This is a genomic window from Bradyrhizobium sp. 17, from assembly GCF_023073515.1.
In the GTDB taxonomy this organism is placed as follows: domain Bacteria; phylum Pseudomonadota; class Alphaproteobacteria; order Rhizobiales; family Xanthobacteraceae; genus Bradyrhizobium; species Bradyrhizobium canariense_D.
Map to the genome: position 1 here is coordinate 117,885 of NZ_JADPJQ010000119.1, position 26,520 is coordinate 144,404.

A 26,520-nucleotide genomic window follows, 5' to 3' on the forward strand; every position below is an offset into this window, starting at 1 on the left:
ACAGTGCGTTAATCGGCTTCGGCCAGAGTGCCCCGATTCGAGACAGATAGTAGTAGCGTGCGGGGAACACCATGGCTGCCAGTATTTTGATCGCCGACGACGACGCTGTAGCCCGCCGGCTGGTCGAAAACATGGTGCAGAAATGCGGCTATGAGACGATCGTGGTGGACTCCGGCGATGCGGCGATCGCCGCCCTCACCGCCCCCGACGCGGCCATCGACGGCGTCATCCTCGATCTCGTGATGCCCGGCCTCGACGGCATGGGCGTGCTGGCGAAAATCCGCGAAGCGGGTCTCAGCATCCCCGTCATCGTGCAGACGGCCCATGGCGGCATCGACAATGTGATCTCGGCGATGCGCGCGGGTGCGGCCGACTTCGTGGTCAAGCCGGTCGGCCTGGAGCGGCTCCAGGTCTCGCTTCGCAACGCGCTCAATTCGTCCGCGCTCAAGGGCGAACTGCAGCGCATCCGTCACAGCCGCGAAGGCCGGCTGACCTTCTCCGACATCATCACACGCGCCGAGGCGATGGCGGGCGTGATGCGCGCGGCGCAGAAAGCAACAAACTCCTCGATCCCGGTGCTGATCGAGGGCGAGTCCGGCGTCGGCAAGGAGATGTTCGCGCGTGCCATTCATGGCAGCGGCGAGCGCAAGGCCAAGCCGTTCGTCGCGGTCAATTGCGGCGCGATCCCCGACAACCTCGTCGAATCCATTCTGTTCGGTCACGAGAAGGGTGCCTTCACCGGCGCCACCGAACGCCACACCGGCAAGTTCGTCGAAGCTCATGGCGGCACGCTGTTCCTGGACGAGGTCAGCGAGCTGCCGCTGAGCGCGCAGGTCAAGCTGCTTCGCGCGCTCCAGGAAGGCGCGGTCGAGGCGGTCGGCGGCCGCAAACCCGTGAAGGTCGACGTCCGCATCATCTCGGCGACCAACCGCAGGCTGCTCGAGCGGGTCAAGCAGGGCCACTTCCGGGAAGACTTGTTCTATCGCCTGCACGTGCTGCCGCTGACGATCCCATCGCTGCGCGCCCGGCGCGAGGACATTCCGCATCTGCTCAGGCATTTCCTGGCGCGCTTTGCCGCCGAGGAGAACCGCCCCATCACCGGCATCAGCGGCGAGGCCGTTGCGCACCTTGCCCAGCTCGATTGGCCCGGCAACATTCGCCAGCTCGAAAACGCGGTCTATCGCGCCGTGGTGATGAGCGAGGGCGACCAGCTTGGCCTCGACGACTTCCCTCTGATCGCCTCGCAGCCGCATCCGGGAACAGACATTCCGACCGCGCCGCTGATGCTGGAGCCGATCGCGGCCCCCTCCGTGGTGTCAGGTAATGAAATACCGATCGCGCCGCTGCCCATGGCGGGTGCCCTCTCAATGCTGACCGCGACCGGCGACGTCCGGCCGCTGGAAGACATTGAGAACGAGATCATCCGTTTCGCGATCTCGCATTACCGCGGGCAGATGTCGGAGGTCGCCCGCCGCCTCAAAATCGGCCGGTCCACCCTCTACCGCAAACTCGATGAAGCCGGAGTTCCCGGCCATGGCGGCAAAAGCGGTGAGGAGACGCACTGAGCCGGACGCGAACGGCGGTTCGTCCGGGCGGAGCGATACGACTGTAAGCCGTTCGTATGACGACGGAATTCGACTGCGATTTGAACCGTGACTTGGAAGTGACAGACACAGGGAAAAGCGCGTGGCAGAAGCGCACAATCCGTTGCCAAGAGGCGTGCTTGAAGTCAGTTTGTCGTGAGTTGTCCCGGGTAGCGCTGGCTGCGAAATCGGGGCCTGTATATCGTCCGCGTAAGATTCGTCTGCGTAGGAATCGTTGCGTGCAGGCGTGCAACTTTCGAGAGGCCGGCGCGGTTTAGCCGAAGCTCAATAGGCGATAACGAAGCTGTTCCACGGGGGACAGTTCACCCGAGGGGTGCGACACAATGCGTGACTGTTTGAACCACCGTGCAGGCTTTGACCGTGTCTTGATCACGGTCGCGGCGACCTTCCTCACGGTATCGGCCAGCTCAGCCCTGGCGCAGGATCAGGCGCACAGCAGCGCTGCCGAGCTCGCGATCGAAGCCGCCATCCCGCGCCCCGAACCCGCAAACGTCCCGCCCCCGACCGCATCAGACATCAAGCTCGACACCACCGCCACGGTGGTGGACCCTGCTAAGGAGCCCGCCAAGGAACCCCTGAAGGCCGAATCCGCCCCCGCGCCGGACAAGGTCGAGACCAAGCCTTCCGACGTCGCCACCACGCCCGCCGCCGAGGCGACGAAGAGCGAGACGGCGAAGACTGAACCTGCCAAGACCGAACCTGCCAAGGCCGACACGGCGATCCCAACGCCGGCCGCGCCCGCCACCGCTGCGGCTCCGGCCTCGGAGCCGGTGAGGGCCGCGAGCAACGTTCCCGCGGCCGACCAGCCGGTCGCCGACAAGCTCAAGGACATCATTGGCGCAAAGGCCTCGCGCTATCTCGACCGTAAGAACGAACGCGCTGCGATCGAGAAGTTCTACGGTGCACGCGACTTCGCGCCGGTCTGGAGCCAGGGCGGCAGCCTGACCGCTGCGGCCAAGGGCGTGATCGCACGGCTGAAGGACGCGGCGTCCGACGGTCTCAATCCCGCCGATTACCCGGTGCCGGACTTCGCGGCCGCCACGACACCCGATACGCTCGCCGATGCCGAGCTCAAGCTCACCGCCAGCATGTTCGACTATGCGCGCCAGGCCCAGAGCGGCCGCATGCACTGGTCGCAGGTCAGCGGCGACATCCTCTATCCCGAGCATCCGGTCGATCCGAACGAGGTGCTCGCCAAGGTCACGACCGCGGCGGACGCCTCCGCGGCGCTCGACAGCTACAATCCGCCGCAAAAACTTTACAAGGAGCTGAAGGCGAAGCTCGCGGAGCTCCGCGGCCAGGGCAACGGCCCGGTGATCGAGATCGCCGATGGTCCGGCGCTGAAATACACCCCGGCCGGCAAGAAGCAGGCTGAAATCGTCGTTGAAGATCCGCGCGTGCCGCAGCTGCGCGCCAAGCTCGGCATCACCGAGAACGCCAGCGACACCCGCTATGACGCGGCGGTCGCCGAAGCCGTGCGCAAATTCCAGAACAGCGCCGAGCTCAAGGCGACCGGCATCCTCGACGACAAGACGGTGAGGGCGATCAACGCCCCGAAGCGCGACAAGCAGATCGACGTGGTGCTGGTGAACATGGAGCGCTGGCGCTGGCTGCCGCGCGACCTGGGCGCGCCCTCGCTGGGCGATGCCTATGTCATCCTCAACATTCCCGACTACACGTTGAAGGTGATGCAGCGCGGCCAACAGGTCTGGACCACCCGCGTCGTCACCGGCAAGCCCGGCACGCATGCGACCCCGCTGCTCACCGAGACGATGAAGTACATCACGGTCAATCCGACCTGGAACGTGCCGCCGTCGATCGTCTACAACGAATATCTGCCGGCGCTTCAGCAGGACCCGACAGTGCTCCAGCGCATGGGCCTCAAGCTCGAACAGAACCGCGATGGTTCGGTGCACATCTCGCAGCCGCCCGGTGAAGCCAACGCGCTCGGCCGCATCCGCTTCAATTTCCCCAACAAGTTCCTGGTCTATCAGCACGACACGCCGGACAAGAACCTGTTCGCCCGGGACGAACGCGCCTTCAGCCACGGCTGCATGCGCGTGCAGAACCCGGATCAGTACGCCTCGGTCCTGCTCAACATCGCGATGCCGAACGAGAAGTACACGCCGGAACGCATCCGCAGCATGTACGGCAAGAGCGAGATCGACCTGAAATTCCCGACCCCGATCCCGGTCAACATCACCTATCAGACCGCATTCGTGGACGATGGCGGCAAGCTGCAATTCCGCAAGGACGTCTATGGCCGCGACGCGACCATGATCAACATCCTGAAGAACGGTCGCGGCAAGGATCTCGAGAACGTCGTCGCGCACTCCCAGCCGAGCTATTCACGCCCGGCGACGACACTGCCGAACGGGGTGTTGGCGGCCAACAACGGCGGCTCGTCCGGGCCGAATTTCTTCGAGCGGCTGTTCGGAGCGCCCACCCCGCCGCCGGCCCCGGTCGGCCGCCGGCCGCAGCAGCAGCGGGTATTCACCCGCTGAGCCAGGCCGCCCGGCGCCTGATTTCCTGAAATTCTGCAGTAAAATCAGCGACCTCATCCTCTGGATGGGGTCGCTTAACGTTAACCATTCTCCACCTGACCTCAGGCAGCGGGCGTTTTTTTGCCACACTCACCCGGTTAGGTTCGCGATCTGACTTGGTTTGGGGGCGGGAAGGTCAACCTCGAATTAACCTTCTCGCTTTAACAAAGCGTTCATCCTCTTTCGCGCGCTAACGGGGTTAGCGGGAGAGTCCATTTTGAACGCTCGTCGACTGGGTGGGCTCTAACGTGCTGACTGGAATCGCACGCCAATTCGCTGTGCTGTCGTTGTCCCATGCGGGAGTGAAGGCCGGATCCAGAATCGGCCTCGCTGCCGTATTGCTGCTTGCTGCCGCGGGTTCAGTTCACAACGCCGCCGCGCTCAACGAGACCAAGACGCTCTCCTTCCACCACACCCATTCCGGCGAAGACCTCACCGTCACCTTCAAGCGCGACGGACGCTACGACGAAGCGGCGCTGAAGCAGCTCAACCACTTCCTGCGCGACTGGCGCAGCCAGGACGAGACGGTCATGGACCGTCACCTCTTCGACATCCTCTGGGAAGTCTACCGCGACGTCGACGGCAAGCAGCCGATCCAGATCATCTCCGCCTACCGCTCGCCCGCGACCAACTCCATGCTCCGCCGCCGCTCCTCCGGCGTAGCGCGCTTCAGCCAGCACATGCTGGGGCATGCGATGGACTTCTACATCCCGAACGTGCCGCTGGAGCAGATCCGCTTCGCCGGCCTGCGCCTCCAGCGCGGCGGCGTCGGCTTCTACCCGACCTCCGGCTCGCCGTTCGTACATCTCGACACCGGCAGCATCCGGCACTGGCCGCGCATGACGCATGACCAGCTCGCCCGGGTCTTCCCGGACGGACGCACCGTCCACCTCCCGACCGACGGCACGCCGTTGAAGGGTTATGAGCTCGCCAAGGCAGAGATCGAGCGGCGCGGCAGCGGCGAGGATTCCGGCAGCAAGTCGAATTTCTTTGCCGCCCTGTTCAAGGGCAAGTCGGCTCCGGCCGCGGCGAGCAACGACGAGGATGACGAGGGCGCGCCCGCCCCGTCCGCGAAGACTGTCGCGCCGACCGTGGTCGCCGCCGCGACCAAGCCGGCCGATCCGGTGCCGACGCCGCGCGCCAAGCCGTCAGTCGCGGCGACGATCCAGCTCGCCTCGGCCGATGCGCAGATCGTCGCGCTTGCCAAGCCGAAGCCGGCCCCCGTGGCTGACAAGCCGGCCGCCGGCAAATCTGCTGACGCCAAGCCCGAGACCCCCGCCGACATCATCAATGCCCGCGGCTTCTGGGATACCCCGACTGCGCCGCAGCAGGCGACGCCGGCCCAAATTGCTGCGCTGAAGGCACGGCAGGCGCTTGCCGCCGCCACCGATCCGCAGCCGACCGCGAGCGTGTCCAGCGCCGCCTATCAGGCGCTGGCCTACGCGCCGGCGTCCGCCTCCCCGGTCGACCGCGCCAATGTCGTCGCCGCCTCTGCGCCGATCCCGCGCTCCGCCCGTCCCGCCGCCGCATCGCGCAACGTTGCGCCCGCGACCGAGATCAACACGGTGGTCGGCAAGCGCATCGACGGCATGGTCGCAACCGCGACCCGGCTCTCCGCAGCCAAGGGCGAAAGCATCTGGCTCAAGATCGTGATGCTGTCGCCGAGCGCCAGCCGCGCGATGTCGGTCACGCTGATGGGCGAGCTCGACACCGCCGCAATGCGCGCCTACTTCGTCAAGCCGCAGTCCGTGATCGCCATGGGTTTTGCCGACGATCCGATGCAGGGCCTGTCCTGCGACAGTTTCTCGGGCACCGCCACCGCCAAACTCGAGACGACGTCCTTCGTCGTACGGACGGCTTCGCTGCGCTGACGTCTTCGCGCGCCGCTAACGCTTCCTCCGTCGATCCAGATGATACGTCAACGCCAGCAACAGGCAGACCGATAGGTCCTGCTTCGGCAGCTTGCCCGACACCGGCAACAGCAACGCCCTGGTCTGCCGATATTCGAACTGATCGGGAAAGCGTTCACGAAAGGTATCGACCAGCGTCGTCTTGCAGTTGAACAGAATCGCGGCGTGCGCGGAGTCCTTCAGGCGGCCGAGCCGGATCGTGCTGCCACTGCCGGTCTCTTCGGTCAGATAAGCAGGCTCGCCCCATTTCAACGTTTCGGTAAGACGGCCGATGCCTTCATGCGCCGCGGCGGCCGCGAAGATCAGCTCGCGTACCCAAAGCAGCCGCTTGCCGATCGACGCCGGAAAAGCATCGTAGGCACGGCTTACCTCGCGCGGCAGCGGCGGCGCAGTCACCGCGGTCTCCTTCGATCGGCATGGTGTCGCCCTGGCGAAAGCCAGGACGACACCGATAGCTCAGATCATCCCCAGTGCTTGCATGTAGGTCTCAAGGATCGTCTCGGCCTCGGCGCGCTCGTTCGGGTCCTGCTTGCGCATGCGCACGATGGTGCGCAGCGCCTTGACGTCGTAGCCGTTGCCCTTGGCCTCGGCGAATACGTCGCGGATGTCGTCGGAGATCGCCTTCTTCTCTTCCTCCAACCGCTCGATGCGCTCGATGATGGACTTGAGCTGGTCCTTGGCAAATTTCGTCGCGGGCTCGTCGTCGCGGACGGCGGCGGAGGTGGCCATCTTGGTACTCCCAATGGAACTGGCAAAACGAGGTGACGCCGGCATCCTCACCGCGCGTGCTGGTTAGACCCTTAGGGTTCGGACCTCTCGCGTTCAAGGCAGCATCGCGCTCGTCCACAGCGCGCCCACACCTTCCTGCGGCGTGTCGAAGAAAGCGGTTGTGTGATGCGACTCAAAGGCACCGCATATCAGGCTGCCGGCGAGGCCGTTCAGTGCCCCGGATGAACCTTCTTCATGGCATCGAGCTGCTCAGGCGTGGCCGCGCCCTGGTATTTCGACTTCCAGGCCTCATAGGGCATGCCATAGACGGCTTCCCGGCTCTCATCCTTGCTCAAGGCGACGCCTTGGGCGTCGGCGGCGTCCTTGAGCCAGTTGGACAGGCAGTTGCGGCAGAAGCCTGCGAGGTTCATCAGGTCGATGTTCTGGACGTCCGTCCGCGTCTTCAAATGATCGACCAGGCGCCGGAAAGCGGCAGCCTCGAGTTCCGTTCTGGTTTTGTCGTCAATTGCCATGGCTGGATCCCTCGGCTTTGCGAATTGGCTGTGACCTGGATGGGTCACCCTTACGAGATCAGGTGGGGCCTGTCACAGATTTTGCCATATCGCGGCGCAAACGGGCGCGAAGCCGGCTTCAGGCAGTTCCTGGGCCCTACGCCAAATCGTCAATGATCTGATATAGCTTCCGCGACAATGATCGCCGAATCTCCCCGCTCCCGCCTTCGCCTGCTCGCCCGGTTGGTCCCGGTGCTGGTGGTTGGCCTGCTGTACCTCTGGGCCAGCCCGGCTTCCGCCGATTTCCGGCTCTGCAACAACACATCGAGCCGGGTCGGCATCGCGCTCGGCTACAAGGATGCCGAGGGCTGGACCACCGAAGGCTGGTGGAACATCTCGTCGCGCTCCTGCGAGACCCTGCTGCGCGGAACTCTGGTGGCCCGCTTCTATTACATCTACGCCATCGACTATGACCGCGGCGGCGAATGGTCGGGCCAGGCTTTCATGTGCTCGCGCGATAAGGAGTTCACCATCCGCGGCACCGAGGATTGCCTTGCGCGCGGCTATGACCGGACCGGCTATTTCGAGGTCGATACCGGCGAGCAGCGGGCCTGGACGGTGCAGCTCACCGATGCCAACGAACAGCCGTCAAAGCAGCAGCGCGTGCCAGGCCTCCCCGGCCCTGTTGGCCCGGGGGTCCCGGGTTTGCCCAATGGCCCGCCCGGTGGTACGCCCCCCGCCGCGCCTGGCCTCCCGCCAGCTCCCTCGCCCCCGTCTGGAAATAAGCCATGAGGCGTCTTCGCCGTATCAAGATTCTCGCGACCCTTGGACCCGCTTCTTCGGACCTCGCGATGATCCGCCGCCTGTTCGAGGCCGGCGCCGACCTCTTCCGCATCAACATGAGCCACACCCCGCATGACAAGATGCGCGAGCTGGTGGCGACGATCCGCAACGTCGAGAGCAGCTATGGAAGGCCGATCGGCATTCTGGTCGATCTCCAGGGGCCAAAGCTCCGGCTCGGTGCCTTCGCCGAAGGCGCGGTCCAGCTCCAGAATGGCCAGACCTTCACGCTCGATTCCGACAAGGCGCCGGGCGACACCACCCGCGTCCAGCTCCCGCATCCGGAGATCCTGGCCGCGCTGCGGCCGGGCCACGCGCTGCTGCTCGACGACGGCAAGGTGCGGCTGATCGCCGAGGAGACCTCGAAGGAGCACGCGGTGACGCGCGTCGTGGTCGGCGGCCGGATGTCCGACCGCAAAGGCGTCAGCCTGCCCGACACCGACCTGCCGGTCTCGGCGATGACGCCGAAGGACCGCGCCGATCTCGAAGCGGCGCTGGTCACCGGCGTCGACTGGATCGCGCTGTCCTTCGTGCAGCGCGCCGACGACGTGCTCGAGGCCAAGAAGATGATCCGCGGCCGTGCGGCGGTGATGGCCAAGATCGAGAAGCCGCAGGCGATCGATCGCCTCGCCGACATCATCGACGCCTCCGACGCCCTGATGGTGGCGCGCGGCGACCTCGGCGTCGAGCTGCCGCTGGAACGCGTGCCGAGCCTGCAGAAGCAGATGACGCGCATGGCGCGGCGCGCCGGCAAGCCGGTGGTGATCGCGACCCAGATGCTGGAATCGATGATCCAGTCGCCGGTGCCGACCCGCGCCGAGGTCTCCGACGTCGCCACCGCCGTCTACGAAGGTGCCGACGCCATCATGCTGTCGGCGGAATCGGCGGCCGGCAAATTCCCGGTCGAGGCCGTCTCGACCATGAATCGCATCGGCGAGGAGGTCGAGCGCGACCCGATTTATCGCTCCGTCATCACCGCACAGCGCCCGGCCCCGGAAGCCACCGCCGGCGATGCCATCGCGGACGCTGCGCGGCAGATCGCCGAGACGCTCGACCTGCCGGCCCTGATCTGCTGGACCAGTTCGGGATCGACCGCCGTGCGCGTGGCGCGCGAGCGGCCGAAGCCGCCGATCGTGGCGATCACGCCGAACGTCGCGGCGGGACGCCGGCTGTCGGTCGTCTGGGGCATACATTGCGTGGTGGCAGAAGATGCGCGCGACCAGGACGACATGGTGAGCCGCGCCGGCCAGATCGCGTTCCGCGACGGCTTCGTCCGGGCGGGCCAGCGCGTGATCATCGTCGCCGGCGTGCCGCTCGGCATCCCCGGCACCACCAACATGGTGCGCATCGCCTCGGTCGGCCCCGAGGGCGAAGCGAATATCTAGCTCCGCCGGCACCCGGCAAACAAAAAATGTCGAAAACAACCCCATGCACAGTAGCCGGCGGGTCCGGCGGATGTGCTGAGGTTTTTTGAAAAGGCGAGCTCGAGCAACGGCCTGGGCGCGATCAGGTCCGCCGGTCGATCAGGATGACGTTTTAGGCCCCAACCAGCGCTTTCGCCGTCGGCAGCAGCGTCTGCTGCACGACGAGCCCCCTGGCGCGGGCGTCCATGACGCCGACCGCGCGGAGCGCCAGCAGCGTCACGGTCTGCACGGCATCGCGCATCCTGGCGGGATCGTCGAGATTGTCCGGCGCGAGCGGTCCGACCAGGGCCTCGTGCAGCGCGCCGAGCAGCGCGGTGGCAGCAAGGGCCGTGTCCTGCGCCGGCAGGTGGCCGGCGCGCACGGCGGCGTCGATCCGCGAGGCCATCTCGCCCGCGATCTCGCGCCGGCTGGCGAGACGTGAAGCGCTGACATCGACATCGACCGGCTCGGCCAGGATGCCCCAGGCGAGCCTGCGCTGTGACAGGGTATGGACAGCCACGGTGGTGACCGCCGCCGCCAGCGCCGAGGACGGCCCCGGCGCGGCATCGGCGGCTCGCCGGATCGCCGTGAGCTCGTCGCGGGAGACTTCGGCAATCAACTCGGAGATCAAATCGGCCTTGGAGGGGAAGTAGCGGTAGACCGTACCCGCAGCGACGCCGGCGCGAACCGCGACTGGCGCAATCTGCACCGCCGCCATCCCGCCTTCCGCCGCCGCCTCCCGCGCCGCCGCCAGTATCGCACTGCGCCGGGCCGCAAGGCGCTTCACCACTTGATGCGTCCGCCGATAAACCATGGCGCGCTTCCTGTCCCACACGCCGGTCGCACGCCTTGCGGCCGAACGCTTCGTCACTGATATCGCAAATCGCCCCGCAAGGACTGAACAACTATTCAGAGTGGATGACAAGGTGCAAATGCATGAAGCGTCACGCAAAAAAAACGCGAGCTCAAACAGCTAAAAACGTCGCGAACTGCTTTGGTGAAGGGGTAACCACGATCGTTACCGCCATCTTAAACCTGCTCCGCGACTGTGCTGCGGTATCGCGATCCCACCTCGGTGCAGCATGGTCGACACGGACGCCAGGACCGCCTGGCAGCTCTTCCACCTGAACTGGCTTCCCATCGCAGCCATGGGCAGCCTGCTGGCGCTGGGCCTCGCCTTCACCGGCCTGAGCCTCGAACCAGTCGCCTATTGGGTGACGCTGGCAGTTGCTGCAGTCTTGCTCGCGCTGGCCTATGGCCACCGCATCGTCAAAGGCGAGCTTGCCGACCCGAAGCTGCTGTTTTCGCTCGGAACGATCGGACAGATCATTCTCACCTGCGCCATCGTCGGACCGCTCAGCTATGTCGCGGCTAAGCTGAACTGGCCGCTGCAGGACCAGGCGCTGCTTGCGATCGACCGTGCACTCGGCCTCGATCCCGAACCGATCGCGCGATACGTCAACGACCATCCCTGGCTCGCGGACTGCCTGGCTCGCGGATATGGGCTGATCAAATTGCCGCTGCTCGGCATTCCCGTCGTGCTGGCACTGACGGCGCACTATATGCGGCTGCAATTGTTCATGCTCGCGATGAGCCTCGCGCTCGCGGTCACCATCGCGATCTCCGCCGTCGTGCCCGCGATCGGCACCTATTGGGGGCTGCAGCTGTCCGCCGCGCATTTTCCCGAAATCAACACCGCGGTCTATGCCGGGCAGTTGCGCGACATCCTCGCGCTTCGCGACGGTAGCCTGCACGAGCTCCAGTTGTTCTTCCTCGCCGGCGTTGTCTCGTTTCCGAGCTTCCACGCCGCATCCGCCGTGCTCTACATGTGGGCGCTGTGGCCGGTGCGCGGCCTCGGCGGCATCGCGGCTGCGCTCAATCTGCTGATGATTGCGGCAACACCGGTGATCGGCGCGCATTACGTCATCGACGTCGCCGGCGGAATCGCAGTCGCCGCAGCGTCGATCTGGGCGGCGAAATTCTATCTCGAATGGCACCGCCGCGCGCAGCAGACGTCTGCCGCGCCTGCGCCGTCGGCGGTCTGGCAGCCCGGCCTCGCGGAATGACAGCCGACAAGTTGCCCTAGGGTCCGCGCGTAGCGGCGTGCCCGCCGGCAACTTTCAATGTTCAATGTTCTCGACGGTGGGAACGCCTGCGCTTTCGGAGCCGCGGCAGACGCTTTGCCGCCCTACAAGCTTGCTACAGCTTCACGACTTCCCAGATCCGGAAATCGTCCGCCAAAAGAAAAGAGCCCCGTCAAGGACGGGGCTCTTTGAATTCGCGATTCGTACAGCGTTACTTGAGGCTGCTCGAGATCGAGGTGAACTTGGCGTTCAACGTGGTGCCCAGGTTATTGACGACAGTGATGATCGCCAGCGCAATGCCGGCGGCGATCAGACCGTATTCAATAGCGGTGGCGCCGGATTCATCTTTCGCAAAACGCGCAACGAGGTTCTTCATAAAGAGCTCCAAATGAGTACACGAGGCTACAACTGATCTGGTCTTTTGGGCTTCCCAGCGCCGCTTGACCATGGAACCGAACGTAGAGGCAAAGAATTGCGCCGCAGTTAATTCGACTGCGGAAACACAGAGCGGTTTGCGTGTATGCGTCGATGGTAAACCGAAATCTAAAACGATCCGTTAAATTGTCGAGACATCAAGCCGGCCCCGCCTCACCGGTTTACCCGGAATTATGACCGCCGTGGTCCAATGTCGATCGCTCGGCACAACGACAAAAACACCAGGACGACGAGGCGGCATGTCCCTTTCCTTTGCCAACAGCATCACGGTGCAGGGTCGTGCGCGAGCCCTGGTGCCGCTGTGCGTCGGTGCGGGCGCCTATCTCTTCTTCGCGTATGTCGGCGACACGCTGCTTCAGGACTCCGACTCGCTCTGGCAGATCAAGATCGGACAATGGATCCTCGATCACCAGGCGCTTCCCTACACGGACTTCTATTCCTTCACCCGTCCGGGGGCGCCCTGGGTTTCGACCTCATGGCTGTCGCAGGTCCTGTTCGCCCTCTCCTATGCGCAATGGGATTGGGCCGGCCCGGTGGTCCTCACCGCGCTTGCGGTCGCATTGTCGGCGGCGATGCTGGTCGGCCTGCTCGAGGCCCATCTGGAAATTCCGCGAGCGGTCCTGTTCGCGATGTTCGCGCTGTTGCTGTCGCTGCACCACGTTCTGGCGCGGCCACACATGCTGGCGCTGCCCGTGATGATCGCGTGGGTCGGCGTATTGATGGCCGCAGCCGACCGCAAGGGCGCCCCGTCATGGTACTGGCTGCCGCTGATGTCCCTGTGGTCGAACCTGCATGGCGGCTTCGTGCTGGGCCTGGCCCTGATCGGCCCGATGTCATTTGTGGCGCTCTGGGGCATGGAGTCCGGCAAGCAGGTCCGACTGCTGTCGCGCTGGTTCCTGTTCGGTGTTGCGGCACTCGCCGCAAGCTGCGTCACGCCTTATGGCTGGCGCACATTGCTCGGCGCGATCAACATCCTCAATCTGGGCGAGCTGCTGACGATCATCTCCGAGTGGGCGCCCGCGAACTTCGCCTCCTTCAACGCATTCGAAGGCGCGCTGTTCGGCCTGATTGCGATCGGGCTGTATCGCGGCCTGACGCTCTCGCCCCCGCGTATTCTTCTGATCCTGCTTCTGACCTGGATGGCGCTCACCCACGTCAGGAGCATCGAGGCCTTCGCCTTCCTGGTGCCGCTGGTGCTGGCCAAGCCCCTCGGCGAACGGTCTGCGCTGCCGCAGCCTGGCACGCAGGGCGGCGAGAGTTGGGCTGCCCGTTACGTCACCGCGACCGGCGCGCTGATGATCGTGGCCGCAGGCTGGACCTCGACCTCACTCTACATGGCGCATCACCGCTTCACCTTCACGATGGATCAGACACCGGTCGCCGCCGTCGATCTGCTCGAGAAACGCAAGGCGCAACGCATCTTCAACGCCTACCAGTTCGGCGGCTATCTGATCTCGCGTGACATCCCGGTCTTCATCGACGGCCGCGCCGAGCTCTACGGCGAAACCTTCGCCATGGACGTCTTCAAGGCCGTGGAGCTCAAGAAGCTCGACAGTCTGACGCGGCTGCTCGACGCGTACCAGATCGACGCCACGCTCATGGTCGCGGACGCACCGGCCGCCCAGGTGCTGGACCACATCAAGGGCTGGAAGCGGCTCTACGCGGACAACATCGCCGTGATCCACGTGCGAACCGGCGGCACAGAGGCCGGCGCGATGCCGGAAGCGGAGTCCTCGAGGGAAGCCGTCAAGTGAGCGCGTCAGCTCAGCAGCCGATATCCGGTCCATCGCGCCGCTGGATCGGAATTCCTCTCGTGATGCTGCCAGCGTTTTCGATCGCAACGCTCTTCGCCTGGGGCGTCCTGATCTCCACCTTCACCCATCCCGGTTGGATCGGGCTGAACCACGTCGCTCCCGGCACCGACTGGATGGTGTTTTACGGCGCCGTCAAATCGTCGCTCGCCGGCAATCTTGCGCTGGTCACCGATGGTGACGCGTTCACGGCCTATCTCAACCAGTCGTTCGCATCATGGCTCACGGTGCCTCTGGAGTTCCGTCCATGGTTCTATCCGCCCGGCTTCCTCGTTCTGCTGCTGCCATTCGCGCCGCTTGGCTTCATCGGCTCCTATGTCGCATTCCAGGCCGCGACCGCAGGCTTCCTGGCCTGGGCGCTTCGCAACCGGTCCGATCAGCCGCAACTGACGCCCTACATCATCGCGGCCGTGCTGGTCTCGCCATCGGCATCTCTCAACCTGGCCGATGGACAATGCGCCTTTCTCGTTGCCGCACTGCTGGTCGCGGGCGTCAGGCTGCTCGGACCGCGACCGCTCCTGGCCGGGGCAATCCTCGGGCTGCTGAGTTTCAAGCCGCAATTCTTCCTGCTCGTCCCGCTCGCGCTAATGGGGGCGCGCCGCTATGGCAGCCTGTGCGCTGCTGCATGCTCGGCATTCGCATTGGCGGCTGCAAGTGCCATGATTTTTGGCGTCGAATTGTGGCTCTGGTGGATACCGCAGGCGTACAACAATCTGGTCAGCCCCGACGCGAAATGGCTGGCCTATGGCCGCATCTGGGGTCACAGCGTGTGGGCCTGCGCGATGCTGCTAGGCCTGCCGGAGCGGCTGGCCTCCATCCTGCAGCTGGCCGCGATCCTTTCGAGCGCGGCGGCAACGTTCGCGGTCTTTCGCTCCTCGCTCCGTACCAACAACAAGCTGATCGTACTGCTTGCGGCAACCGTGCTGGCAGCCCCGCATTCGGGCCCTTATGACGCGACGCTGCTGACGGTCGCCGTCGTGCTGTGGCTTGCCGCATCGATCGATGCTCCACGCTTTCGCGACTGGCTGATCGGGCTCGGCATCTGGATGGTGCCGTTGCTCAGCCCGGCGGTGTATATTCCGGCGGGACGACTATCGCCGCTCCTCATCGTCGCTCTCATCGGCGTCGTGTTCGGCGCGTTGCGCAGTCCGGCAGGGTCTGGCGAGCCGGCAATGTCGCCGCATTCCTGAATCCAATCTGCGGCTGGCGATGCGGGCGCCGAAGTGATGACGCAAACTCCGGAGCGTGTGCCACCACTTCTAGCGTGATTGGCGAGAGATGGTGGGCCCGGCGCTTAGGCACCTTTGCCTGCCGTACTTCTGAGTTTCCAGTGCAACTGCATCAAAATCGTCAATGCGAGCGCAGTGAAGCAAATCCAGACTGTCACCGCGGATCTATTCTGGATTTCTTCGCTGCGCTCGCAATGACGGGCGCTGAGTTGGCACCACCCGCAAATCACCATCACCAACAAAAAACGCGGCGTTTCCGCCGCGTTTTTCAATTCGATCTGCCGTACGCGATTACGCCTGCGGCTGCGGCTCCAGGCCGGGATCCGGATCGGGTCGCGGGCGCGACTTGCCGGCCGGCGGCACGGCCGAGGCGCGCGGTGTGGTCGGCTCGAGCACGGATTCGCGGTTCGGCTTCTTGCCCTTGAGCAGGTCGATGATCTCGTCGCCGGAGAGCGTCTCGAATTCGAGCAGGCCCTTGGCGAGAGCTTCGAGATCGGCGCGCTTCTCGGTGAGAATACGCGTTGCCTCGTTATAGCCTTCTTCGACGAAGCGCCGGATCTCGGTATCGATCTTCTGAACCGTCGCTTCCGATGCGTTCTGGGTGCGCGACACCGACATGCCCAGGAAAACCTCGTCCTGATTCTCGCCGTAGGACACGGTACCGAGCGCCTCGGACAGGCCCCAGCGCGTCACCATCATGCGCGCCAGACGCGTCGCCTGTTCGATGTCGGACGACGCACCCGAGGTTACCTTCTCGCGACCGAAGATCAGCTCTTCGGCGACGCGGCCACCCATCATGATGGCAAGGCGCGAGGTCATCTGCTCCAGCGACATCGACAGCTTGTCACGCTCGGGCAACTGCATGACCATACCCAGCGCACGCCCGCGCGGAATGATGGTCGCCTTGTGGATCGGATCGGTCGCGACGACGTTGAGGCCGACGATGGCGTGGCCGCCCTCGTGATAGGCCGTCAGCAGCTTCTCTTCCTCGGTCATGACGAGCGACTTGCGCTCGGCGCCCATCATCACCTTGTCCTTGGCTTCCTCGAACTCGGCCTGGGTCACCATCCGCTTGTTGCGGCGGGCGGCGGTGAGCGCGGCTTCGTTGACGAGGTTCATCAGGTCGGCGCCGGAGAAACCCGGGGTGCCGCGCGCGATGGTCTTGAGGTTGATATCCGGCGCCAGCGGCACCTTGCGGACGTGGACCTTGAGGATCTGCTCGCGGCCGACGACGTCCGGGTTGGGCACCACGACCTGACGGTCGAAGCGGCCGGGACGCAGCAGCGCGGGATCGAGCACGTCGGGACGGTTGGTCGCGGCGATCAGGATCACGCCCTCGTTGGCCTCGAAGCCGTCCATCTCGACCAGCAACTGGTTCAGCGTCTGCTCGCGCTCGTCATTGCCGCCGCCGAGGCCGGCGCCACGGTGACGACCGACGGCGTCGATTTCGTCGATGAAGATGATGCAGGGCGCGTTCTTCTTAGCCTGCTCGAACATGTCGCGGACGCGGCTGGCGCCGACGCCGACGAACATCTCGACGAAGTCAGAACCCGAAATGGTGAAGAACGGCACGTTGGCTTCGCCCGCGACCGCACGCGCGATCAGGGTCTTGCCGGTGCCGGGAGGTCCGACCAGCAGCACGCCGCGCGGAATTCGGCCGCCGAGGCGCTGGAATTTGCCGGGGTCGCGCAGGAATTCGACGATCTCCTGCAGGTCCTGCTTGGCCTCGTCGACGCCCGCGACGTCCTCGAAGGTGACGCGGCCATGCGCTTCAGTCAGCATTTTTGCGCGCGACTTGCCGAAGCCCATCGCCTTGCCGGCGCCGCCCTGCATCTGCCGCGACAGGAATATCCACACGCCGATCAGCGCGATGAAGGGCAGCCAGGAGACCAGCAGCGAGACGAACCACGGCACGTTGTCGCCGGGCGGCTTCGCGGTGATCTGCACCTTGCTGTCATAGAGGCGCTTCACGAGCGTCGGATCGCTCGGCGCATAGGTCTGGAAGCTCGAGCCGTTGGTGAAGGTGCCGTGAATGTCCGGCCCCTGGATTACGACGTCGCGCACATTGCCGCGGTCAACCTCGCTCAGGAGCTGGGAGAAGGCGATGTCCTGCGAGGAGGCGCGCTGACCCGGATTCTGGAAGAGCGTGAACAACGCCAACAGCAGCAGGACAATGATGACCCAGAGGGCGAAATTGCGCAGATTGGCGTTCATCGATCTTCCTTCGTGGTCGCGCGGATCGCGGCCTGAGCCTTGGGCAGTTATTTGGGCAGCGCGAGGAAATCCCCAAGGAATCCTCTCGGTTAGACGCATACAATCTAGGTGTCGCTCCGGTCGCTGCCAAGGGAACGAGATGGGACTATTTAGCCCATCTTAGTCCGATTCCCGCTGAAATAATGGCGCCCGGATCCGGGTTTTTCCTGCCTGGTTAAGGTGTCCTCACGGCGCGGTCTCGAAATGGCCGGTGCCATGATCCGCCCTTATCCACCCTTGATCCACCCTTGCGCCGGGCCGGCGCCGGGGCGATGCGGATACGTCCCCCGGCAAGGCTGATCAAGGCTCCCGCAAGCGTCTGCTTCAGGGCCGGCCGGCCATTTGCGGGTGCGCGGGCACTTGCGGCAATGGCCTGATCGAGCACGGCCAGGAGGGATTCGACCTTGCCGAGTTCCGCCGGCCCCTCATGCCCGAACGCGTTGATGGCCCGCAGCAGGATCCGCAGCCGGACCTCCTCCGGCAGGGCGGCAAACCCGGAGGCCTCGAAGCTTCGAACGCCGGCCTGCGGCGCATCGCCGCGATCCCGCAAACGGAGGAAGCGCTCGGCTCCATCGGTCAGCACCTCGACGGCCAAATTGGCGCGCGCCAGCCTTGCCGCGAGCCGAGCCAGGCTGCGGGCATCACCGCCCTCCGCCGCGAGCTGCGGCAGCAGCGCACGCAGCCGCGGCCGGGTAAAGGCAGCGTCGTGGTTGGTGGGATCGTCGGCAAAGCCGATCTTCGCCCGCTTCAAGGTCGCGATCAGCTGCGACTTCGGAACATCGAGTAGTGGACGCGCAAGAACGACGCCGTCGCGCTCGGTGAGACGGGCCATCGCCGACAGCCCGGCTAATCCGCTGCCGCGCACAAGCCGCATCAACAGGGTCTCGGCCTGGTCGTCGCGGGTGTGGGCGGTCAGCACGTGGCTCGCACCGGCGAGGCGCGCGGCCTGCACAAGCAGGCGGTAGCGAGCTTCGCGCGCGGCGGCCGGCAGTCCCGTTTTCGGCTTTGCCCCGCGCCAGCGCACGGTCCGGTGCGGCAGGCCAAGCCCGGTTGCGAGACGCTTGACCGCGCGCGCCTCGCGCGCCGCCTCCGGCCGCAAGCCGTGGTCGATGGTGACTACGGTGAGACGCGGGCCGCGCGAAAGGCTGCGATGCCAGCGCGCCGCAAGCCACATCAGCGCCACCGAGTCGGGCCCGCCGGAGACCGCGAGCAGCAGTCCCTGCGCGCCTTTCAGGCCTGCGAAGAGGCGCTTGGCCTCACGCGCCGAGATCGGTGAATTGTCCTCTGACATGACACTGCAATCGTCCGCGGATGGACACTGTTTAGCGCAGCGCCATCCGTCTTGTCAGGATCAATCGCCGCGCCTCAGCACTTCACCCGCTTCTGCTCGCGGTCGACCGCAGCTTTGACGCCGGCGGAAGCGCGCGGATATTTGCGCCCGACTTCACCGAAGGCGGCACACGCCGCCTCCTTCTCCTTCAGCGCCGCCAGCGACTGGCCGAGCCGCAGCAGGGCATCCGGTGCCTTGGCGGATTTGTCGTATTTCGTGGTGACGGCGAGGAAGGCTTCCGCGGAGTCGCGATATTGCTGGCGCTGGAAATAGCTCTCGCCGAGCCAGTATTGCGCGTCACCGAGCAGCGGGTCGCTCGGATATTTCTGCGAGAAATTCTTCATGGTCTGCTCGGCCAGCGCGTAGTCCTTGCGCTGCATGTAGCCGATTCCGAGGTCGAATTCGTCGCGCGGCGTTGCCGAGGGCGGCAGGGTCGCAAGGCCCGTGCCGCCTGATGGCGCGGGAGAGCCGGATGAGACCGGCGGATAGCCGGGCTGCGCAGCCTGAGGCCCGACCGCCTGCGGATAGCGGGGGCCGCTGTTGGCGAGATCAAGCGGTTCGCCGGCGCCACGGCCGCCGGGCGCGCCGCTCGGGGCACCTGCAGGCATCGGTTGCTGCCCGCCGCCGAGCGCGCGCGGCGCACCCGGCGCATTCGGACTCTGGTTCGGGTCGAAGGCATCGCCGCGGCGGCGCGTGCCCGGCGCGCCGGGCGCAGGCTGCTCCTGAACGATCGGTGCCGGAGAGGCGATCTGCGGCTGCTCGTAATTCGGCTGGGCCGCTTGCTGGTGCGGCGGCTGCTGGCGATAGGCCGGCGCGGCTTGTGCGGGCGGCATGGCCGCGACATTGGGCTGGACCGGCGTCTGGCCGGGCGAAGCTTGCGCGCCGCCCTCGAGCGCTCTTAGCCGCTCTTCGAGCTGGCGGTTGCGATATTGCAGCTCTTCGTTCTGACCGGTGAGCTGGCGCAGCTGGTTCTCCAGCCGCTCGATCCGCATCTCGGGATCTGCATCGTCCGATTGTGCGAGGGCGGGCGAGCACAACGAAAGCAGCGCGGCGATCGCCACGGTGCCGGTGAAGACCTTAAATCTGGATGACATCTTGCCCTGACGACGAAAGCGAAATGGCCTGCGACCGAACATTCGACGCGCCACACATTGAAGGGGAGTACGCCAAAACTGTGACTGTAACAAACGGGTTTCTGTCACAGATCGCTGAAACGAAACCGGCGCCCGAGAGGGCGCCGGCATAATCGCTATCTGAAGATGAACGGCGCCTGACCGATCGTCAGGAGCTCGCGTTCAGCACGGTGACGGCGCGGCGGTTCTGCGACCAGCAGGAGATGTCGTTGCAAACGGCCACCGGCCGCTCCTTGCCGTACGAGATCGTGCGCATGCGGTTCGGATCGATGCCGCGCGAGGCGAGGAACGAACGCACCGATTGGGCGCGGCGAGCGCCGAGCGCGATGTTGTATTCGCGGGTGCCGCGTTCGTCGGCATGACCTTCGACGGTGAAGCTGTAGCGCGGATAGCTCTGGAGCCACTGCGCCTGCTTCTCCAGGGTCACGATCGCCTGCGGGGTCAGATCGGTCTGGTCGCTTTCGAAGAACACGCGGTCGCCGACATTGACGACGAAGTCTTGCTGGCTGCCCGGCGTCGCCGCGTTGGCCATCGCATCCGTGGCAGAGTTCTTGTTGGCGCAGGCACCCATCGACAACGCGACGGCAAGCACCGCGGCCAGCTTCAATCCCTGGAGGATGCGCATAGGATGTTTCATTCCGGAGCCTCCACGCTCACGTTTCGTCCACTGCTGTCCGGTCTACAGGGGGTTGGTTAAGCGAACGTTCCGTCAACCTTGATGGAACCTTGCCACAGCCGGTCAAATGCCCCCAACCAGCGAAAAGCAACCGTCATGGTTAATGGGTTGTAAATGTGGCGCGACGGTGAAGGCAAGCCGCAACGACCGGCAAAAACCGCGGCCTTTGCTGGAATTTTAGGCTCGTCGCGTGGGGCCTAGCGGGCAGAACCCGTTGCCGAGACGGCTACGTCCGGGGGCCGCTGCGTGGCCAGCGACACCGGGCGCGCGGCAGCCTGGCGGGGGCTGCTGCGTTGAAACAGCATGCGCCGCTCAAACGCGCTGGAGCGCATGATCGGAAAGCGCGTCAGGACCTTTTCCCGCTGGTTCCGGAAATCGGACGCCATCAGCACGGCCTTCTTGGTGGGCCAGCCCGGAAACCCGCGTGGCTCCGGTGAAATGGTCTCGTGCAGGAAGATGCGACGATAAAACGCCTGGTGGTCGGTCCGGATCATGGCCAGCCCGGTATCGGCGTTGAAATGATCGCAGGCCACAAAGGCCAGCCGCACCGTCAGATAGGGCAGCTCCGGAAAACGCTGGTGCTTTTCGGGATCGGCAACAAACCGGCATGGATCGATGAGAACTTCGCCGCGGTCGAGGCGGGGATGCAGCACGTCGCCAAACACTTCGGTCGTGTAGGACATCCGCCAGTCCGACGTCAGGACGTGAATGCGAACGGAGCTGCAGAGCTCTCCATCGACATAGACCCCGAAATTCCAGGTGTTGGGCGCATCGTCGAAGCGATCGGTTACGCGCCGCGACTCCGACGGCTCGATCAGACCGGCGTGCAGATAGGCCCGGTACCGCATCAAATAGAGGTTGTCTCGGTCCTCGGGAGTTTCGATCAGGCGGTAATCGATGCGGTCAAACAGAGCGGCTCCCCGCGGAAGGAGCACCGTTTGCGGTTCAGCTCCAGACGTCATCCAGTACCCCTACACTCCAAAGCAACTTCTGCGAGTGTGAGGAGATTAATGGTTCATTAACGGAATTGCAAAGGCTTAGAAACGTTAGGGTTAACCTTTGCAGCCCGCAAAAACACGGGCGAACGAGAGCTAAATGCGTTGAAGGAGCGAGGCGGAGAAAGATCAGGCGATCGATCGCGAGGACACCATGACGATGTGGTCCTCAGCCCCGCGGCGGCCATGCGAGGCATTGAGCAATTGGCGAATCCGGACTGCCGGCACCGGCCGGCTGAACAGATAGCCCTGCCCTTCGGTCACGGTGCCGTCGGCGCTGATCAACTCGAGCTGATCATTGGTCTCGATGCCCTCGACCACGACCGCCATGCCGAGATCGGCCGACAGCCGCGCTACGCCGCGCAGCAGCGTCAGCGGCCGGTCGGCATCGATGCCCTCGAGGAAGGAGCGGTCGATCTTCACCTTCTGCATCGGGAAATTGTGCAGGTAGCTGAGGCTCGAATAGCCGGTGCCGAAATCATCCAGCGAAATGCGCACGCCGATCGCATGCAATTGCGACAGGATGTCGTGCGTGAGCTGGGTGTTGCGCAACAGGGAGGATTCGGTGATCTCGATCTCCAGCCGATGCGCCGGGAGCCCCGAAACCTCGAGCGCGTAGCGGATTTCGCTCAAGACGTCGCGCTGGTGGAATTGCTGCGGCGAGAAGTTGACGGCGACGCTGACGCCCTCCGGCCATTTCATGCATTCCATGCAAGCGCGGCGCAGGATCCAGCGGCCGAGATCGACGATCAGCCCCATGTCCTCGGCGACCGGGATGATGTCGATCGGCGAGACCGTGCCGCGCACCGGATGATTCCAGCGCAGCAGCGCCTCGCACGTCGTGATCTTGCCGGATTTCAGATTGACCAGCGGCTGATAGAACAGCTCGAACTCCTCGTTGGCGAGCGCCTTGCGCAGATCGAGCTCGAGGATGCGGCGCGCCTCGACGGTCGCCGCCATCTCGTCGCGGAAGAAGCAGAAGGTGCCGCGGCCGTCGGCCTTGGCCCGGTACAGCGCCATGTCGGCATTCTTGAGCAGCGTGTCTGCGCTGATGCCCTCCGGCAAGGTCAATGCGATGCCGACGCTGGCGCCGATCTCGACCAGATGATTGTCGATGCGGTAACGCTCGCTCAGCCGTTCGACGATCCGGCGCGCCAGCGCAGCGGCGTCCTCGGGCGAGGAGATGTTCTCCTGGAACACGACGAATTCGTCACCGCCGAAGCGGGCGACGAAATCCTCGGGGCGCAGCATCTCGCGCAGACGGTTGGCGACCGCGCACAGGAGCTGGTCGCCGCAGGGATGGCCGAGCGTGTCGTTGACCTGCTTGAACTGGTCGAGGTCGACGAACAGCAGCGCGGACAGGCGCTCGGCGCCGTGCGAGATCGCCAGCAGCCTTTCGATCTCATCGCGGAAATGAACGCGGTTGGGCAGCGCGGTGAGGTCGTCGTAGCGCGCCAGATGCGTGATCTTGGCCTCGGCGCTACGTCGCTCGGTAATGTCCTCGAGCAGCACCACCGCGCCACCGTCAGCCATCGGCTGGACAGTCCAGGACAACGACCGGTTTCGCTGCGTATCGGGATCGGCGGTGATGATCTCCTTGGCTTGCGAACTCTCGATGTCCGCGACGATTCGCTCGCCGCTCCCAGCGGAGATGGATCCCGCGCTCACGCACGCCGCGACGATGTCACGCGCGTTGACCCCGCGCTGCGCGAGACCTTCCGGCAGATTCATCATTGCGCCGAAGCGGTGGTTCATGACCGCCAGCTGTCCGTCGACGCGGAACATGCAGAGGCCGTGCGGCATGTTGTTCAGAGCCGTATCGAACTGGCCGGCGAGCGCGGCTTCACGCTCACGTGCCACGACCGCTCCCATGAAGATTCGATGCAGATTCACCGAGAGCTGCATGATCGCCATCAGGAACGCGGCGCTGACCAGCGCCATCGCGATGTAGTAGGGTGTTCCACGCAGCGCCAAGGCAAGCACGGCCGGGCCGAAGATCAGCACGGCCTGGAGGTGGAAGATCGCAGGCCGGCCATATGCCCTGCCCGCGCCGCCTGCCGCGATTCCGGTCGTGACGGACAAGGCGATCATGTGGGCCACGGCGTCGTCCGTGGCCAACAGGGTGGTGGCGCACCAGATGCCGATCGCAGCCGCCTGGATCTTTGCTCCGATCTGATAGCGCTTCTGCCAGCGTGCGGCCGCCTCGACGGTCATGACCGCGTGACGTGCCTGATAGAGGCGCAGGTCGATCGCCCGCGCGGTCCCGGCCAGGATCAGAAGTGCGACGCACGCCCAGATCAGCGGCTCGCCCGTCCTCAGCGCGGTGAGGGCCGCACCAATCGACACGAAAATGAGTCCCGCCAGCAACGGGCCAGGCGCTTCGAACAGCGAATCGATTTGCGCCGCCGAAGTTTTCGGCGGCCGCTGTTCCGGCTCTCCGCTCTGACTTGCAAACTGCATCTGGTGTTTACGCGCGTCCTGTCTGGAGCGCAGTTTTACCGATCCGGTATGAAGTCTTTCTGAGGGAACATCGTTAAAGTCGAGTTGTTTTGAATGACCAATAGTCGGAATACATCAATAGAAACAAACCCATGGGAAAAGTTTGCCTAGTGCAACCTTAAAGAACAATTATCGCGGGGAAACATCTCGCCAAGTTTTCGGAAAAGGCGCGCGGTCAAATCATCGCGCGCCGGGGGCGGCGGCTAGCCCGATGTCGAGGACAAGAGCGGCGACCATGCCGGGTCGGAGGCGAAGCCCGGCGTCGGCACTTTCAGCTCGTTGCGCCCCGAGATGTCGACGGAGAACAGCGACGGCCCGCCGCTGCCGCCCGGATCGCGGAAGAACATCAGCACGCGGCCGTTCGGCGAGAAGGTCGGACCTTCGTTATGATAGCCGGAGGTGAGAAGCCGTTCGCCGGAGCCGTCCGGCTTCATCACGCCGATCGAAAACTGCCCGCCACCTTGCCTGGTGAAGGCGATGTAATCGCCCCGCGGCGACCACACCGGCGTCGAATAGGTGGCGTTGTTGTCGTCCTTGGAGAAAGAGATGCGCTGCGCCGCTCCGCCGCCCGCGGCCATGACATAGATCTGCGATCTGCCGCCGCGATCGGACTCGAAGCAGATGCGGGTGCCGTCCGGGGAGTAGGAAGGCGAGGTGTCGATCGCGGGCGTGTCGGTGAGGCGCGTGGTCGAGCGCGAGCGCAGATCCATCACGAACAGGTTGGAATTGCCGCCCTGCTGCAGACTCATGATGACGCGCTGGCCGTCCGGCGAGAACCTCGGCGCAAAGGTCATGCCGGGGAAGTTGCCGACGATCTCGCGCTGGCCGGTCTCGATGTTGAACAGGTAGACCTTCGGATCGCCCTGGCCAAATTCCATGTAGGTGATCTCTTGCGAGTTCGGCGAGAAGCGCGGCGTCAGCACGAGGTCGGAGCCGCGGGTCAGATAGCGCACATTGGCGCCGTCCTGGTCCATCATCGCGAGCCGCTTGACGCGGCGCTCTTTCGGCCCGGTCTCGTCAACGAACACCACGCGGCTGTCGAAATAGCCCTTCTCGCCGGTCAGCTTCTCATAGATCTGGTCGGAGATGATGTGGGCGATGCGACGCCAATATTCCGGCGAGGTGAAATATTGTTGGCCGGCGAGCTGCTGGCCCGTGACGACGTCCCACAAGCGGAATTCAGCCTTGAGGCGGCCGTCCGGCTGCCGCGTCATGCGGCCGGTGACGAGGGCCTGCGCGTTCAGGGTCTTCCAGTTCTCGAACTGCGGCGCGACGTCGATGTTGCTGATGCGCTCGATGAAGGCGGCCTGGTCGACCGGCGCAAACAGGCCCGAGCGCTTCAGATTGTTGGTGATGACCTGGGTGACGCCGTTGCCGACGTCACCGTCGGCCGGCGAGCCCGGCACAAAATTGGTGATCGCAATCGGAATCGGCCGAAACTCGGTGGGATCGATGCGGAGCCGTCCCTGCGGCTGCTGGGCCAAGGCTTGTCCGCCCCCCAGCATCGCGAGCGTCGATCCGGTCAGGGTCATGAAGCGGCGGCGGTTCATCGATCGAACGTCATTCATCGCAAAATTCTTTTGTTCGGATGTCACAACATGTCTTTCAGGCCGAAAGTCATCGGAATGAGCTTCCAGCTCTCGTATTGCTGCTTCGGCATGAACGAATAGACCTGACACTGCACGATGGCGCGTCTGGCACTCTCCGCCACCGCCTGTGCGATCGATCGCGACGGTCCCCTCACCGCGACGACGATCGGCTCGGACGCGAGCGATCCGTCGATCTTCATGGGAATGTCGATGTCGGCTTCGTATTGATCCGCATCCTGGCCGTTATAGGTCGGCGTGAAGCAGCGCTTCACCGCCCCCTGGAACGCGCCCCGCCAGGTCGCAATGTTGTTGGCGGCCGTTCCGGTCGTCGATCCCAGCGAGGCCGACGCATTCAGCGTCGAGCCGGCGAGTTCGTGCCGGGTCGCGGCGCGCTTGTCGAGATCGCGCTGGATCTGCGCGGGATCGAAGCTGCGCTCCTTGGGCTTCGGCAGCTGCTGTTGCGGCTGCACCGCCGCGACCTTTTGCTCCGGCGGCTTGGGCGGCGGCTTCTTGGTTTCGAGCTTTTTCTGCAGCTCGGCGATCGGATCTTCCTTGGCCGGGTCAGGCTTTTTTTCCGGCGGCTTCGGTTCTTCCTTGGGCTTCGCCTCAGCGACGGGCTTGGGCGGCTCGGGCTTCTTCTCGACCGGCTTCTCCACGGGTTTTGGCGGCGGCTCCGGCGTCGAGTTGGTCTTGATCAGCTCTTTCTTCTCGGTGACCTTGCCGACAGCGTCTTCCTCGGGCTTGGCTTCCGCGATCTTCTCGACCTTCGGCTTCGGCTCTTTCTTGTCGCCGGTCTTCTGCCCCGACATCATCTGCGCGAGTTGATCGGTGGAGATGATGTCGATCGGCAGCGACTCTTCCGCCGGCACAAAAGCCCTGCTGCTAAAGGTGACGAGCCCCCATCCCAGCACGAGGACGTGGAGGGCAATCGACGCAACGAGTGTCTTGTCGACCTTCACCTTCACG

The 26,520-nt window shown here is 64.7% G+C and carries 21 protein-coding genes; 8 read left to right on the forward strand and 13 right to left on the reverse strand.

Annotated elements, in window-relative coordinates; genetic code table 11:
* The first annotated feature begins 71 nt into the window (after positions 1-71).
* The 3 genes from IVB13_RS28105 to IVB13_RS28115 all read left to right on the forward strand — a co-directional run bounded on the left by IVB13_RS28105 (position 72) and on the right by IVB13_RS28115 (position 6,018).
* Complete coding sequence (locus IVB13_RS28105; protein ID WP_018453808.1) at positions 72-1,565, forward strand: sigma-54 dependent transcriptional regulator; 1,494 nt, start codon at positions 72-74, stop codon at positions 1,563-1,565.
* 362 nt (positions 1,566-1,927) lie between these two features.
* Positions 1,928-4,108 carry a L,D-transpeptidase family protein gene (locus IVB13_RS28110; protein WP_026232599.1) on the forward strand — a complete coding sequence of 727 codons (2,181 nt, stop codon included), beginning with the start codon at positions 1,928-1,930 and terminating at the stop codon, positions 4,106-4,108.
* A gap of 275 nt (positions 4,109-4,383) precedes the next feature.
* The gene (locus IVB13_RS28115; RefSeq protein WP_026232598.1) at positions 4,384-6,018 is read left to right on the forward strand and encodes a DUF882 domain-containing protein; all 1,635 of its coding nucleotides are present in this window, start codon (positions 4,384-4,386) and stop codon (positions 6,016-6,018) included.
* Between the two features lie 15 nt (positions 6,019-6,033).
* Here the strand turns inward: IVB13_RS28115 and IVB13_RS28120 are convergent, their stop codons facing one another.
* The 3 genes from IVB13_RS28120 to IVB13_RS28130 form a co-directional block, all read right to left on the reverse strand.
* The gene (locus IVB13_RS28120) at positions 6,034-6,453 is read right to left on the reverse strand and encodes a hypothetical protein (protein WP_018453805.1); all 420 of its coding nucleotides are present in this window, start codon (positions 6,451-6,453) and stop codon (positions 6,034-6,036) included.
* A 60-nt stretch (positions 6,454-6,513) separates the two neighbouring features.
* On the reverse strand, positions 6,514-6,786 hold the full coding sequence (locus tag IVB13_RS28125; RefSeq protein ID WP_007596286.1) for a DUF2312 domain-containing protein: 273 nt from the start codon (positions 6,784-6,786) through the stop codon (positions 6,514-6,516).
* A gap of 209 nt (positions 6,787-6,995) precedes the next feature.
* A complete protein-coding gene (locus IVB13_RS28130) occupies positions 6,996-7,298 on the reverse strand; it encodes a DUF1244 domain-containing protein (RefSeq protein WP_007596287.1) in 303 nt (100 codons plus the stop codon).
* A 177-nt stretch (positions 7,299-7,475) separates the two neighbouring features.
* Between IVB13_RS28130 and IVB13_RS28135 the strand changes: the two genes are divergently transcribed.
* Together IVB13_RS28135 and pyk are read left to right on the forward strand one after the other, a co-directional pair.
* Positions 7,476-8,069 (forward strand): DUF1036 domain-containing protein, encoded by a 594-nt coding sequence (locus IVB13_RS28135; protein ID WP_018453803.1) that lies wholly within the window; start codon positions 7,476-7,478, stop codon positions 8,067-8,069.
* Positions 8,066-9,502 carry a pyruvate kinase gene (pyk, locus tag IVB13_RS28140; RefSeq protein ID WP_026232597.1) on the forward strand — a complete coding sequence of 479 codons (1,437 nt, stop codon included), beginning with the start codon at positions 8,066-8,068 and terminating at the stop codon, positions 9,500-9,502. Before IVB13_RS28135 ends, pyk begins: the two co-directional genes overlap by 4 nt.
* 151 nt (positions 9,503-9,653) lie before the next feature.
* Here pyk and IVB13_RS28145 read toward each other — a convergent pair whose 3' ends face one another.
* The gene (locus IVB13_RS28145) at positions 9,654-10,334 is read right to left on the reverse strand and encodes a TetR/AcrR family transcriptional regulator (protein ID WP_026232596.1); all 681 of its coding nucleotides are present in this window, start codon (positions 10,332-10,334) and stop codon (positions 9,654-9,656) included.
* A 268-nt stretch (positions 10,335-10,602) separates the two neighbouring features.
* Here IVB13_RS28145 and IVB13_RS28150 point away from each other — a divergent pair, with 268 nt between their 5' ends.
* The gene (locus IVB13_RS28150) at positions 10,603-11,586 is read left to right on the forward strand and encodes a phosphatase PAP2 family protein (RefSeq protein WP_018453800.1); all 984 of its coding nucleotides are present in this window, start codon (positions 10,603-10,605) and stop codon (positions 11,584-11,586) included.
* 229 nt (positions 11,587-11,815) lie between these two features.
* Here the strand turns inward: IVB13_RS28150 and IVB13_RS28155 are convergent, their stop codons facing one another.
* Positions 11,816-11,980, reverse strand: a complete 165-nt coding sequence (locus IVB13_RS28155) for a Flp family type IVb pilin (RefSeq protein ID WP_007614256.1) — start codon at positions 11,978-11,980, stop codon at positions 11,816-11,818.
* Positions 11,981-12,278: 298 nt separating this feature from the next.
* Between IVB13_RS28155 and IVB13_RS28160 the strand changes: the two genes are divergently transcribed.
* Both IVB13_RS28160 and IVB13_RS28165 read left to right on the forward strand, forming a co-directional pair.
* The gene (locus IVB13_RS28160) at positions 12,279-13,793 is read left to right on the forward strand and encodes a hypothetical protein (protein ID WP_204512217.1); all 1,515 of its coding nucleotides are present in this window, start codon (positions 12,279-12,281) and stop codon (positions 13,791-13,793) included.
* 62 nt (positions 13,794-13,855) lie between these two features.
* On the forward strand, positions 13,856-15,040 hold the full coding sequence (locus IVB13_RS28165; protein ID WP_018453798.1) for a glycosyltransferase family 87 protein: 1,185 nt from the start codon (positions 13,856-13,858) through the stop codon (positions 15,038-15,040).
* A gap of 330 nt (positions 15,041-15,370) precedes the next feature.
* On the opposite strand, the gene ftsH is transcribed toward IVB13_RS28165, so the two are convergent.
* The 8 genes from ftsH to IVB13_RS28205 all read right to left on the reverse strand — a co-directional run bounded on the left by ftsH (position 15,371) and on the right by IVB13_RS28205 (position 26,519).
* Complete coding sequence (gene ftsH, locus IVB13_RS28170; protein ID WP_007596301.1) at positions 15,371-17,293, reverse strand: ATP-dependent zinc metalloprotease FtsH; 1,923 nt, start codon at positions 17,291-17,293, stop codon at positions 15,371-15,373.
* 214 nt (positions 17,294-17,507) lie between these two features.
* On the reverse strand, positions 17,508-18,623 hold the full coding sequence (tilS, locus tag IVB13_RS28175; RefSeq protein WP_018453796.1) for a tRNA lysidine(34) synthetase TilS: 1,116 nt from the start codon (positions 18,621-18,623) through the stop codon (positions 17,508-17,510).
* 74 nt (positions 18,624-18,697) lie between these two features.
* A complete protein-coding gene (gene ybgF, locus IVB13_RS28180; RefSeq protein ID WP_018453795.1) occupies positions 18,698-19,756 on the reverse strand; it encodes a tol-pal system protein YbgF in 1,059 nt (352 codons plus the stop codon).
* A gap of 187 nt (positions 19,757-19,943) precedes the next feature.
* Positions 19,944-20,432, reverse strand: coding sequence for a peptidoglycan-associated lipoprotein Pal (gene pal / locus IVB13_RS28185; RefSeq protein ID WP_026232595.1), 489 nt, complete (start codon positions 20,430-20,432; stop codon positions 19,944-19,946).
* Positions 20,433-20,668: 236 nt separating this feature from the next.
* Positions 20,669-21,433, reverse strand: a complete 765-nt coding sequence (locus IVB13_RS28190; protein ID WP_026232594.1) for a hypothetical protein — start codon at positions 21,431-21,433, stop codon at positions 20,669-20,671.
* Between the two features lie 162 nt (positions 21,434-21,595).
* Entirely contained in the window at positions 21,596-23,926 is a 2,331-nt protein-coding gene (locus IVB13_RS28195) for an EAL domain-containing protein (protein WP_018453792.1), read from the reverse strand.
* Between the two features lie 242 nt (positions 23,927-24,168).
* On the reverse strand, positions 24,169-25,515 hold the full coding sequence (gene tolB / locus IVB13_RS28200; protein WP_026232593.1) for a Tol-Pal system beta propeller repeat protein TolB: 1,347 nt from the start codon (positions 25,513-25,515) through the stop codon (positions 24,169-24,171).
* Positions 25,516-25,556: 41 nt separating this feature from the next.
* Positions 25,557-26,519, reverse strand: a complete 963-nt coding sequence (locus IVB13_RS28205) for a hypothetical protein (protein WP_018453790.1) — start codon at positions 26,517-26,519, stop codon at positions 25,557-25,559.
* Position 26,520: the final 1 nt, after the last annotated feature.